This is a genomic window from Tunicatimonas pelagia (assembly GCF_030506325.1).
Taxonomy (GTDB): domain Bacteria; phylum Bacteroidota; class Bacteroidia; order Cytophagales; family Cyclobacteriaceae; genus Tunicatimonas; species Tunicatimonas pelagia.
This window is the reverse complement of record NZ_CP120683.1, coordinates 4,836,814-4,849,329: the sequence shown is the minus strand read 5'-3', so window position 1 is coordinate 4,849,329 and position 12,516 is coordinate 4,836,814. Positions and strand designations below refer to the sequence as shown.

At 45.3% G+C, this 12,516-nt stretch carries 10 protein-coding genes; 9 read left to right on the top strand and 1 reads right to left on the bottom strand.

The genetic code is table 11. The features are described from left to right. Nucleotides 1-60: 60 nt before the first annotated feature. From P0M28_RS20740 to P0M28_RS20700, 9 genes are all read left to right on the top strand, one after another. Nucleotides 61-1,551 carry an oligosaccharide flippase family protein gene (locus P0M28_RS20740; RefSeq protein WP_302204777.1) on the top strand — a complete coding sequence of 497 codons (1,491 nt, stop codon included), beginning with the start codon at nucleotides 61-63 and terminating at the stop codon, nucleotides 1,549-1,551. A gap of 9 nt (nucleotides 1,552-1,560) precedes the next feature. Next, nucleotides 1,561-2,013, top strand: a complete 453-nt coding sequence (gene dut / locus P0M28_RS20735; RefSeq protein WP_302210927.1) for a dUTP diphosphatase — start codon at nucleotides 1,561-1,563, stop codon at nucleotides 2,011-2,013. A gap of 450 nt (nucleotides 2,014-2,463) precedes the next feature. Further along, a complete protein-coding gene (locus P0M28_RS20730) occupies nucleotides 2,464-4,185 on the top strand; it encodes a tetratricopeptide repeat protein (protein WP_302204775.1) in 1,722 nt (573 codons plus the stop codon). Nucleotides 4,186-4,210: 25 nt separating this feature from the next. Next, nucleotides 4,211-5,014, top strand: coding sequence for a lipoprotein insertase outer membrane protein LolB1 (gene lolB1 / locus P0M28_RS20725; RefSeq protein WP_302204774.1), 804 nt, complete (start codon nucleotides 4,211-4,213; stop codon nucleotides 5,012-5,014). Beyond that, nucleotides 4,962-6,233 (top strand): murein hydrolase activator EnvC family protein, encoded by a 1,272-nt coding sequence (locus tag P0M28_RS20720; RefSeq protein WP_302204772.1) that lies wholly within the window; start codon nucleotides 4,962-4,964, stop codon nucleotides 6,231-6,233. The genes lolB1 and P0M28_RS20720 overlap by 53 nt, the downstream gene beginning before the upstream one ends. A 302-nt stretch (nucleotides 6,234-6,535) precedes the next feature. Continuing rightward, nucleotides 6,536-6,739, top strand: a complete 204-nt coding sequence (locus P0M28_RS20715) for a Sec-independent protein translocase subunit TatA/TatB (RefSeq protein ID WP_302210925.1) — start codon at nucleotides 6,536-6,538, stop codon at nucleotides 6,737-6,739. Continuing rightward, nucleotides 6,702-8,183 carry an Asp-tRNA(Asn)/Glu-tRNA(Gln) amidotransferase subunit GatA gene (gene gatA / locus P0M28_RS20710; protein WP_302204770.1) on the top strand — a complete coding sequence of 494 codons (1,482 nt, stop codon included), beginning with the start codon at nucleotides 6,702-6,704 and terminating at the stop codon, nucleotides 8,181-8,183. The genes P0M28_RS20715 and gatA overlap by 38 nt, the downstream gene beginning before the upstream one ends. 90 nt (nucleotides 8,184-8,273) lie before the next feature. Then, nucleotides 8,274-9,647, top strand: a complete 1,374-nt coding sequence (locus P0M28_RS20705; protein ID WP_302204768.1) for a lytic transglycosylase domain-containing protein — start codon at nucleotides 8,274-8,276, stop codon at nucleotides 9,645-9,647. 81 nt (nucleotides 9,648-9,728) lie between these two features. Continuing rightward, nucleotides 9,729-10,847, top strand: coding sequence for a DUF4837 family protein (locus tag P0M28_RS20700; RefSeq protein WP_367281877.1), 1,119 nt, complete (start codon nucleotides 9,729-9,731; stop codon nucleotides 10,845-10,847). Nucleotides 10,848-11,067: 220 nt separating this feature from the next. Here the strand turns inward: P0M28_RS20700 and P0M28_RS20695 are convergent, their stop codons facing one another. After that, on the bottom strand, nucleotides 11,068-12,423 hold the full coding sequence (locus P0M28_RS20695; RefSeq protein WP_302204764.1) for an alkaline phosphatase PhoX: 1,356 nt from the start codon (nucleotides 12,421-12,423) through the stop codon (nucleotides 11,068-11,070). Nucleotides 12,424-12,516 lie beyond the last annotated feature (93 nt).

The following is a 12,516-nucleotide window of genomic DNA, read 5'->3' as shown; positions in this document are numbered from 1 at the left end:
TTACGCAACCCGATCTACTCGGTACGATCATTGCTGCCTGCTGGCTGAGAACACCACCGTATGAATCCACTCAAAAAATTAGCCGGACAAACCGCCCTTTACGGGGTTAGCACCATTCTGGGGCGGGTTCTTAACTATGCTCTTGTTCCAATTCATACTAGTATACTTACCGAGTCGCAATTCGGGAAGATGAGCGAACTGTACGCCTACGTAGCTCTATTTAATATACTGTATACTTTCGGCATGGAAACCGCCTATTTTCGCTTTGCCTCTCAGAAAAAGTATCAGTCCGACCAAATCACAATCTTCCGATCAGCACTTACCTGGGTCTTATTAATTAGCTTTACAGTATCAGCTTTGCTATTCTGGCAGGCACCCACTATTGCCCAGTGGCTAGGTTACCCGGAGGATGCTCACATTGTTCGATGGCTAGCCATCATTATGCTGCTAGATGCGTTTGTCGCTATTCCGTTTGCCCAACTACGCTTGGAGAACAAGGCAAAATGGTTTGTTATTACCAAGCTGTCCAATCTTGGTTTGCAGATCGGGCTTCAGTTATTCTTTCTGCTGCTGCTACCCCAACTTATGAACCCTTCGGTTTGGTTTGCCAGCGAAGAAGGAGTAATCAGCGTGAGTTACGTATTTCTGGCCAACCTAATCGCTAGCTTAGTAACCCCACTTTTTTTGTGGCAATGGCTGATCAAATTTCGGCCGGTTTGGGATCATCGCTTTATTAAGCCTATGCTTGCCTACGCTTCTCCTATTCTGCTCATGGGCTTAGCCGGTATGATTAACGAGCGGATTGATATTATTTTGTTCGCCGATCTACTACCGGAAAATTTCTACCCGGATAAAACTTCACTACAAGCTTTAGGTACGTACGGAGCCAGTGTGAAGCTAAGTATCTTCATGCTGCTGGCGGTACAAGCCTTTCGCTACGCGGGTGAACCTTTCTTTTTTTCGGGAGCTGAAGACAAAAATGCACCCTCACTCTTTGCCCAAGTAATGCACTATTTTACGGTCTTCAGTATCCTTATTCTGGTAGCCGTAAGTATTAATGTAGAGCTTATCGGGACTATTTTTCTGCGAAGTGAAGGTTTCAGGGACGCACTGTATGTCGTCCCGTTTCTGCTGTTTGGAAAAATGCTTTACGGTATATACATCAATCTTTCGGTATGGTTTAAAATCACTGATCGACCTATTTTCGGAACAATCATCGCCAGCGTGGGTGCGGTAGTTACTTTAGTAGTCAATATCGGTCTCATTCCCGTACTGGGTTACTTGGGTTGTGCCGTAGCCAGTATTTCTTGCTATTTTATAATGTGCTCCGTGTGTTACTACTACGGACGAAAGTACTACCCTATTCCCTACTTCTTTGGCCCGTCACTGACTTACCTAATTGCTGGTATTGGCTTGATTTATCTATCATTTGCCGTAGATTTAACGTCAGTTCTCGGGGAAAACGGTTTGAATATTGGACTAACCCTGTTATTTACCCTAATCGTTTTCTTGCGAGAAAAGAAGAGCCTACAGACCTACAGTAAAGCCTAACCACCTATGATTCAAGTAAAAATTGTCAATAAATCTGAACATCCCCTCCCCGCTTACCAGACCGAACATGCTGCCGGTATGGATGTACACGCGGCCATCGACGCTCCGGTCACGCTACAATCGCTAGAAAGAGCGTTAATCAGCACTGGGTTTTTCATGGAACTTCCGGTGGGCTACGAAGCTCAGGTGCGCCCCCGTAGCGGATTAGCCTACAAACACGGCCTTACCGTATTGAATAGCCCCGGCACTATCGACGCCGACTATCGAGGCGAAGTGAAAGTACTGCTAGTAAATTTGTCTAACGAAGCCTACACCGTACAGCCCGGCGAACGAATTGCCCAGATAGTAGTAGCTAAACACGAGCAAATTCGCTGGCAAGCCGTAGAGTCGCTCAGCGAAACCACTCGCGGAGCTGGTGGCTACGGTAGCACTGGCAAGCAATTGAGAATGGATAATGATTAATGAATGGTGATTGATGGGTATTACATTATTCATCACTCATTATTAATTAATCATCATTGTAAAGTGTACTAAATCTCTTTATTTCAGTTTTTTTAGCTGAGTACAGGGTGGTACCTTCATTTAGTAAAAATCATGCACTGATTTTGTTTATACTACTGAGGGGAACATATTCGTTGTTAGTACGTGAAAAAGTCTATAATTTAACAAGTCTGCGCTAACTTAGAGCGCGTTTGAACTTTATCTTTTAGTTTTCTGATGGCCATTTTTCGTTCATACTTCAGCCGCGCCACGGTGGCTTCTTTTCAGGCGATAGCTCAGGCTATCCCAGTTCCACTGCGGCCTTCAAAAAGAGCTTCGACGGTTCGCCGCGCGACTGACCAAAAAACACCTCATAATAGATTCTAAATATAAAATCCAAACACACTCTAATCGGTTAGAGAATTTTGTAGCATGAAAGTATCTGATTTTGTAAGGCGAAGTATTGGAGTGAGCTTGGTATTTATCTTGCTAGCGTCAGTTAATAGCTTTGGTCAAAAGAATAAAAAAGAAGACAAAGCGGAGCGGAAAATCCGGGAGGCAACCTACTACTTCACCGAAGGAGCTAAATATTATATCCTCGAGGACTTTGAAAAATCACTAGCCCTGTTTGAAAAGTCGCTGGAAAGTGACCCAAACAATGCTGCGGCCCACTTTAAAATTGCCTCTATTCTGTCGCGGCAGGGAGTGCTAGACGATGCATTGGTTCACGCCAACAGTGCACTTGAGTTAGACCCCGATAACAAGTACTACTATCTTACCAAGGCCGAAGTCTTAACCCAGCAGTCCGATTTTGCGGGAGCCGCCCTGGTGTACGAAACCATGATTGACCGCCTAGATAAAACCGAAGATTACCTGTTTGATCTAGCCGCTCTCTACCTCTACCAACAGGAGTTCGATCAGTCCATTGAAACCTATAACCGCATTGAGCAGAAATACGGAATCTTACCGGAGGTAACCACTGCCAAGCAGCGCATTTACTTACAACAGAACAACCTGGAGAAAGCGATTACCGAAGGTGAGCAGCTTATTGAGACTTTTCCGGGTGAAGGCGATTACGTAATTGGGCTAGCCGAAATGTTTATCTCTAACGGCAAGGATGCAGATGCCATTCCGTACCTAAAGGGTTTGCTGGAAATATCGCCCGATAATCCGGAAGCTGAGCTGTTGTTAGCTAAAATTTATCAGAACCAGGGGAATGATGCGGAAGCCGAAAAACACATGAGTGCGGCCTTTACCAACCCTGGATTAAACTTAAAGCTTAAGCTAGAACTGGTAGCGAAGTACATTCGAGAGTTGCCCAACAATCAGCAACTGGTAAGTACCCTGACGGACAAAATGCTGGAGTCGCACCCCGATGAAGCCGAAGCCTACATCATTAAAGGCGATTACTTGAATGCTATTGACAGTGCCCGTCAGGCCCGTGATTATTACCTACAGTCCATTCAGTACGATGATACCAACTTTGACGTTTGGCAAAATTTGCTCACTATTGAGTTTCAGACTTTACAAGAAACCGATAGCGTAGTAAAACACTCTGAACAGGCACTAGAGCTATTTCCTAACCAAGCCATTGTCTACTTTTACAACGGTGCCGCACACGCCGCCTTGCAAAATTACGATGAAGCAGCCTACTCCCTCGATCAGGCCCGACGATTGTCTAATAATACTGAGCTTACCATCTACTGCAATATCTACCTAGGCGATGTTTACAACGGACTAGAGCAGTACGAAAAGTCAAGCGAAGCCTACGAGGCGGTGCTAAAAGCAGACCCCAGCAATGATTATGTGCTCAATAACTACAGCTATTTCCTAGCTTTGCGCCAAGAGAAACTGCCCTACGCCAAGCAACTTTCTGCCCGACTGCTTGAACTAAATCCGAATAATGCAAATTATCTGGATACCCACGGTTGGGTTTTGTACATGCTAGGTGAATACAAACAAGCCAAAAAGTATATTGAACAAGCCATAGAACAAGGAGCTAGTAGTGGCGAAGTGATAGAGCACTACGGCGATGTGCTTTTTAAGCTAGGCGAAGTAGACCAAGCTGTGCAGCAATGGATGAAAGCCAAAGGTATGGATGATGCTTCCGAACTTATTGATAAAAAAATTGCTGACCGAAAACTATACGAATAACCTGAACTCAATACGCTCGATTGATTTGATAAAAAGCTATTTCATCGGCTCACTTACTGGGCTTTTTCTTTTGATCCTAGCCTCGGGCTGTAGCAAAAAAATTGCTGGTGCCAGCCGGGTCTCGCCAGACCGTAGTGGTGTAAAAGCTACTGAACTCAATATTGCTAACGTAGACTTTGAGTACTTGACTGCTAGTAGCAAAATAAAATTTCGGGGTGATGGGCAAAATGTGAGTGCCACGGCTAATATTCGGATTAGAAAAGATAGTGTGATCTGGATTTCAATCACTCCGGGCTTCGGTATTGAAGCCGCTCGGGCAATTATCAATCGTGATTCTCTGTCGCTCGTTAATCGGCTCGAAAAGGAGTACCGCAGCTACAATTTTCAAGAACTGAGTAAAAAGTATAATTTTACTATTAATTACGACCTACTGCAAGCCGTATTGTTGGGAGATATGCCCCGCTCTATTGTTGATAGCGACCAAGTGAAGCAAGAGACAAATTACTTTGTAGTTCGACAAATGGAAGGCCCTGTGGTGATTAATAACTTTATTGATCGGCAACTGATGAAAGTGGAGCGAGTGGCTATGGTAGAGAAAGAAGAAAGTGGGTCAGCAAGAAACCGAAAAAACACGCTTAATCTACAGTACAGTGATTTTAAGCAGTTAGATGAAGAGATATTACCATTTAATAATTTGGTTTCTTTGGACTATCGGCAGCGAGGTCAGAAACGCCGGACCCAGATTGATATTGAGCATAAAAAAGTGTCCATTGTTAATGAAGCCCTACGCTTTCCGTTTTCAGTTCCTGACAAATACGCTCGTTGGTAGCTTTTTGGGCTTCCGCAGCTTACTGTTAGGTATCTGTTTAGTTTTTTCGGTGACGGTTAGTTGGGCGCAACAATCGCCAGTTTCTCGCGAGCAACTGGAAAAGGAGAAGAAAGAAAACCTACAGCGCATCAAAGAAGCGCAGCGCATTCTTTCCGAAACATCTTCGCGCCGCGAGAGCAGTATCGGACAACTCAACGCAATCAATGAGCAAATTCAAGCCCGAGAATCCCTTATCCAGTCTATCAGTCAGGAACTGGAGCTGTTAGCTACGCAGATTAACGAGCTGGGGGGGGTTATTGTAGCTTTAGAAGAAGATTTGGTGAATCTGAAGGAGGAATACGCCCATATGGTTTATGCCACCAGCAAAACCAGCAACAGCTACAATCGCCTTACGTTCCTGTTCTCGGCAGAAACTTTTAACCAGCTTTTCCGGCGGATTAAGTACATGCAGCAGTATTCTCAAGCCCGCAAAAATCAAGTTAATCAAATCCAGAAGGTACGAGAAACCTTGATTAATCAGCGAGAGACGATTGAAAGCAAACGACTAGAGCAACAAGTTCTGTTAGACCAGCAGGTAATTGCTAACCAGGATCTGATTGCCCTAAAAACCAAGCAACGGGCTCTAATCCGTGACCTGAGCCAAAAAGAAAAGCAGCTCCGAAAAGAAGTAGCCAAACGCCGCAACGATGTGCAACGGCTGGAACGGCTGATTGCCAAACTTATTAAAGAAGAAATAGAAGAAAGTGCCAAAAATAAAACCGAAAATGCGGTAGCGCTCAATACATCGAAGGAGGAGTTATCCACCTCATTTGCCAGCAAAAAATCTAAATTATTGTGGCCGGTTAACAGTGGTTTTATCTCCCAACGCTTTGGTAATAATCCGCACCCGGTGATGAAAAATATTTTAGTACCCAACGATGGCGTAGACATCCAAACCAACCAGAATGCCCAAGTAAAAGCCGTGTTCGACGGGGTGGTAATCGCTATCACTCCCATTCCTGGCCCGGGGAATAGCAAAGCCATTATTATGCAGCACGGCGAGTATTTTACGGTTTATTCTCGCCTGAAAGATGTGAACGTCCGCAAGGGGCAAGCAGTACGCGCCGAAGAACCCGTCGGCATGGTTTACACTGATTCTGACGGTATTTCGGCCCTACAATTTCAGATCTGGCACAATCAGCAAAAATTAAATCCTGAACCTTGGTTGCAGCGAAGGTAGTGGTAGATTGCGAAGTGTTATGTGTTCAGGTTCGTAGTACGAGGTGTTATAGCATTATAGTTCTTGGTGTTACGGTACTTCAGCGTACAGTGTAGAGTTCAGAGTTTGATAAGAGAAGACTTATACTTAAACACTTCGCACTATAACACCATAACACTTAAGCACGAGAACACCTGAATACCCAAACACATTTATTCATCAAAAAGAACAATAGTTGCGTTAAAACGAGAAGCATACGCATATATTCGTTATATTTATCGTTTAGCTTAAAAATGTAGTTTATCACAACATAATTAGATATGATGACCAATCTTGCATTCATAGGCGGTCTAGGTGGCTGGGAGATTCTCTTGATAGTTTTAGTATTACTTATTTTCTTTGGAGCCAAACGTATTCCCGAACTGGCCAAAGGGCTAGGTCGTGGTATCCGTGAGTTTAAAGATGCTACTAAAGAAATTAAGGACGAAATTGAAGAAGGAAGCCGAACCACCACTACCAAGTCGTAACCTACCGTCATTCACCTCATTTCGCGATATTCGGCAACTGCTGCAAGAAAAAGCTATTTCTTGCCAGGATGTTGTACAATATTATCTCGCCAATATCCGAGAAAAACAGCAGCTCGGGGCTTTTCTGGAAGTGTACGAAGCCGAGGCTTTAGCCCAGGCTGCTGAGATAGACCGTAAGCTAGCGTTAGGCACTGCGGGGCGTTTGGCCGGTATGGTCATTGGCCTCAAAGATGTGCTCTGTCACCAGAACCACTCCTTACAAGGTGGCAGCCAAATTCTAGATAGCTTTAAATCGCAATTTACTGCTACCGCCGTACAGCGCTTGCTCGGTGAGGATGTCATCATTATTGGTCGGCAAAACTGCGATGAGTTTGCAATGGGCTCATCTACCGAAAACTCTTCGTTTTTTACTACCCGAAATGCAGCAAACCCCGAGCACGTGCCCGGTGGCTCATCGGGTGGTTCGGCCGTGGCAGTGCAAGCTCATATGTGTACTGCTTCGTTGGGTTCGGATACGGGCGGTTCTATCCGCCAACCAGCAGCTTTTTGTGGGCTAGTCGGAATGAAACCTACGTATTCCCGCATTTCGCGCTACGGATTAATTGCCTACGCCTCCTCTTTCGACGTTATCGGTACACTAACCCATACCGTAGAAGACGCGGCACTGCTTACCGAAATTATGGCTGGGCCGGATGAATACGACAGCACAGCCTCCCAACAGCCCGTTCCAGCCTACAGCACCCTACTCTCTGCCCAATCTGAGCCTCGTAAAATTGCTTATCTGCAAAATACACTAGACCATCAGGGAATACACCCCGATATTAAAGAGAAAACCGAGCAGGCATTAGAGCAGCTTCGTCAGCAAGGACACGCCGTGTCGCCGATTGATTTTCCGCTGCTAGAGTACGTCTTACCTACCTATTACATTCTGACGATGGCTGAGGCCAGCTCCAACCTCTCTCGCTTCGATGGAGTGCGCTACGGGCACCGCAGTGCCGAGGGTAATACAATGGAAGCTATGTATAAGAAAACCCGAACCGAGGCGTTTGGAGAGGAGGTTCAGCGACGAATTATGCTGGGAACTTTTGTGCTTAGCGCAAGTTACTACGATGCGTATTATACCAAAGCTCAGAAAGTACGCCGTCTGCTGCAAAATGCCACATGTAACTTATTAGAAGAATATGATTTTATTGTGTTGCCCACTACCCCAACTCCAGCCTTTAAACTAGGGGATAAAGCAACTCCTATTGAGATGTATCTGGCGGATTTGTTTACCGTACAGGCTTCTATTGCCGGAGTTACCGCTATTTCAGTTCCGGTAGGTGACAGCTACGAAGGTTTACCCATTGGGCTGCAAATTATTGGCGGGGCATTCAAAGAAAGTGATTTATTCAACTTTGCTGAACACTTTCTGAACAGACAGGCGACAAACCAACCTAAGTAACTAAAAATACTTTATAAAATCACTTTTTTTCGTTAAATTGTACAGAATTTGCTTACAGTATCTAAGCACTCAGCGTTAAAGAGATAGGTAATGATAAGAACAGTCGGAATTTTTTATTTAGTTTTAGTTACTGCCATTGTTGCACCATCGTGTGGCAATACCACAGCATTAGTTGACCCTGCTGATTCGGTTATTTTGTACCAACCCGCGTACGATTACGAATATGTACCCGATGCTTCTTATGATTTGGTGGCTGACCGAATTGCTTGCATACAAACTGACATTCCGCTTACCTACAACCACCGAGTAAAATCTTTTATTGATTATTTTACCGTTCGCGACCGGGAATACACTCGCATGGTAATTCGACGTAAAAATATTTACTTCCCGCTTTTCGAAAAATATCTTAAAAAGTATAATCTGCCCTTAAACCTAAAGTATTTAGCCATTGTTGAGTCTGGCCTAAAACCCATTGCCCGATCTCGAGTGGGGGCAGTAGGCTTGTGGCAGTTTATGCCGAGCACCGGGCGAATGTTTGGTCTAAACCGCGATTGGTACATCGACGAACGGCAAGACCCCGAGAAATCTACCGAAGCCGCTTGTAAGTACTTGAAACAGCTTTACGGTATGTTCAATGATTGGGAGTTGGCTCTAGCCGCTTACAACACCGGACCTGGCAACGTCCGTAAAGCTATTCGTCGCTCCGGGTACAAGAAAAGCTTTTGGGGTATCTATCGCTACTTACCACGCGAAACCCGCTCTTATGTACCTCAGTTCGTTGCTATCGCCTACACGCTCAACTACATTGACGAGCATAACTTGCAGGAAGAAATTCCGGATTATATGGTAGAAGCCGAAACAGTACTAATTAGTCAGTTTGCCAGCCTGAAGGTGCTGGCCGAGCAGCTAAACGTATGCGAAGAGGACTTGATAAACCTCAATCCTGAGTTGCGAAGAGCGGCAGTTCCGGAGACCGCCAAAAAGTACCCTCTCCGCATTCCGGCCGATAAAGTCGATTTTTTAGCTGCTAACTCTTCAGCTATTCTCGACTCAGCCGGAAATGAAACTATTAAGAAGCAATTTATTGCCCAGGCGCAGAAGAGCAGTGGTTCTACCTACGGAAGAAGCAAAACGACCTACCGAGTACGCCGGGGCGATGTGCTAGGTAAAATTGCGGAGCGTCACGGAGTACGCCTATCTGATGTTCGGCGGTGGAATAATATTCGCGGAAGCCGGATTTATGCTGGGCAACGACTAACACTTTACGTAAAATCATCGAGTAGAGCCGTGGCTTCAGCTCAAACCCCAATTGGCAATGGTAAGGTACATTTGGTACAACCAGGAGATTCACTGTGGGAAATCTCTCGCAAATACCAAGGATTGACGGTCTCTAAAATTAAGCAGCTTAACAACCTACGCTCTAACAGCATCAAGCCTGGGCAAAAGCTGATTATCGGTCGTTAATTGCATTTTTGCAAAATCAGAGCACCAAAATCCGGATTACTTCGTATAATTGAACGAAGTGCATCCTAACCAAACATACTCTTGATTTTGCTTACCTATTTACGCTCTCTTTCCTTTTTTACTCTTATTATTATCGGTTTAGCTTCTTGCGAAGGAAGCAGGAGTTCTAGTGAAAGTGCTCTCCCTCTCGCACGAGGTGCAGCGGGGGAAATTATTCTAGTAATGGACTCCACCGCATGGCGGGGGGAGTTAGGCGACGAGCTACGGCAGGTTTTCATGCAAGATGTTCCCGGATTACCTCAGCCTGAACCTTACTTCGATCTGCGCTACGTCAATCCATTCAAGCTAAATGATGTATTACGAAGTGCCAAGAATATGATCTTCGTAACCACATTAGACAACCGAAGTGCCTCGGGAGAGCGGATGCGTCGTTTTTTTACTGAAAGCTCACTGACCCGCATAGAAAGTGATTCTACGTTTTTCAGTTATCCCATCAGCAACGTGTTTGCCAGAGGGCAGAAGAACCTCTACCTGTTTGGGGTCAGTGAGGATATTTTGTTGGAAAATCTCCGAGTTAATCGTAAGCAAGTACGGCAGCACTTCTCCGATACGGAGCGAAACAGAAACCTGGAAGCACTTTATAAATCAGGAGAGCAGAGAGCACTTGAGCGAGAGCTGTTGAAAGATCATAGCTTCTACCTACGAATTCCACAGGATTACGATTTGGTGCCTCTAGAAGATAGCATACAACAGTTTGTCTGGCTTCGCCAACTGGGGCAAGTCGGAGAGCCTGATATAAGTATTGTAGTCACTTATCAAGAATACACCTCTGAAGAGATATTTCAGCCCGAAGGAATTATGGGGTTTCGAGAGGAAACACTAGGCAAGTACATTGTTGATGACAACCCGCCAGCCTACATGACTATTCAGGAACTTGAGCCAATCGTTTACGACACTATCAATTTTAACGGTAAGTTTGCTATTGAGGCTCGAGGGCTTTGGAAACTGAGCAATATTACGATGGGCGGTCCTTTTCTTAGTTATTCTTTCGTAGATGAGGTACTTAATCGTTTCTATTATATTGAAGGATACGTTTATCACCCAAGCAATAATAAACGAACCCAGATACGAGAAGTTGAAACGATACTCAGAACATTTCAAACCGAGGCAGAATATCAGGACAGTCAGCCCGCCAACTAGCTATATCATATTTTATTCTTTTTTTGCTATAAAATCGGAAAGAACTGATTTTGAAAATCAACCACGCTGGCAGTGCTTTTGTCTGCTGGTTGTTTAGCTCTATTTCTTTTCCGTTCCAGATCAGTACGGCAGTTGTTCTTGAGAAGACCAGCTTCAGTGTCTTATTCTTTCTTTTTTTACTTGCAATACCAAGTGGTGGATAATACGTAACTTTCTCAGACTAAGCCCGACGGAGCTTTTCCCAAGGTCCGGTTACGGCTAATGTTAATCCTTCATTTTGAACATTGACAAAAAATGTCTGACCCGAGGGAGAGAAGCAGGCTCCCGCTAGCTCCGAGTCCGAACCCACGTTACGCCCAATGGTATATATTTCTCCCTGTGGCGTAATACCCCGAATGTGCGAGTTTGCCTTATCTTCCACTAATACGACATCACCCCAGGGAGCTACTGTCAAATTATCGCAAGACTTGAGCAAATCGGTATCATTCGGCTCGGCAAAGAGAGTGAGGACTCCGGGTGATTCTTTCTCCCGAGGGGTTCCTTCGTAGGGACTGGGTACGTACTTAAATACCTGTCCCGCTAACTCCTGACCACCATTGGTACACGCAAAGTAAACTTCATTATTACCAAACCACATGCCCTCGCCCCGAGCGAACAAAGCAGCTCCAGCAGCGTGTCCTCGTAATCGTAAGTCATCTTCCGTGGGTTCCACATCATCTAGGGTAATCCAACGAACTGAAAGCGATTGGTTCACCATAACCGTTCGCGCCTTCCAATTGCGAGTATCCAGTCCGGGCTGCTCTTGTACTGCTAAAGCCTGAAGTACCCCGCCTTGATGCAGTTTACCGGGAGTATTCGGGAGGTAGCGATAAATCAGGCTGTCCCCACTATCTTCGGTTTGGTACACGATACTGGTAGTAGGGTCTACACAAACTGCCTCGTGGTTGAAGCGACCCATCGCCCGCAGGGGCATCGGCTCAACTAACCCTTTTCCAGCTGCCGGAACTTCAAAGTTATAGCCGTGGGCGGTTTCGTGACTATCGCCAGCTGGAGTAACATCTTCTTCGCAGCTAATCCAGGTATTCCAGGGAGTAGAGCCACCCGCGCAATTGCGATTGGTGCCGATTAAACTCAGGTACTGCTCCCGCACGGTTTGGGTAGTTTCGTCGTACACCACAGTAGTAGTACCGCCCAATCCGGGTTTTTCGCCCGAACCATAGTCGAAGAAATTGGTCTTGCCCAGTTTTTGAAATAATGCTTTATCTTGGTTGAATGGGCCAAACTCAGTGGGGGTGGGACTATTTTCATGGTTACGGATAAGTACAACTTGACCGTTTACATCAAACGCGGCCATACCATCGTGCCGATTAGGGACAAAGAAACCGTCACTCATTTTCTCGCCCCAGCGAGAGATAATTTTGGCGGTAAAGCCTTCGGGTAGTTCCAGCCACTGCTTCGTAGGTGACCAAGCGGTGGGAGCTAGAGCGTGAGCGTGAGTAAGATAACTAGATAAGCCAACAAAGCCCGCCGAAACGGCTAGTGATTGGCGCAAAAATGTTCTTCGGGAAGGGTACATGATGAGGTTGCTTTTAGAAGCTATTGCGAAATTTCTTGACTTTGACCCAGGTCTTCTGGATCATCTTTTTACTAAGTGATTTGCTATTTTTGA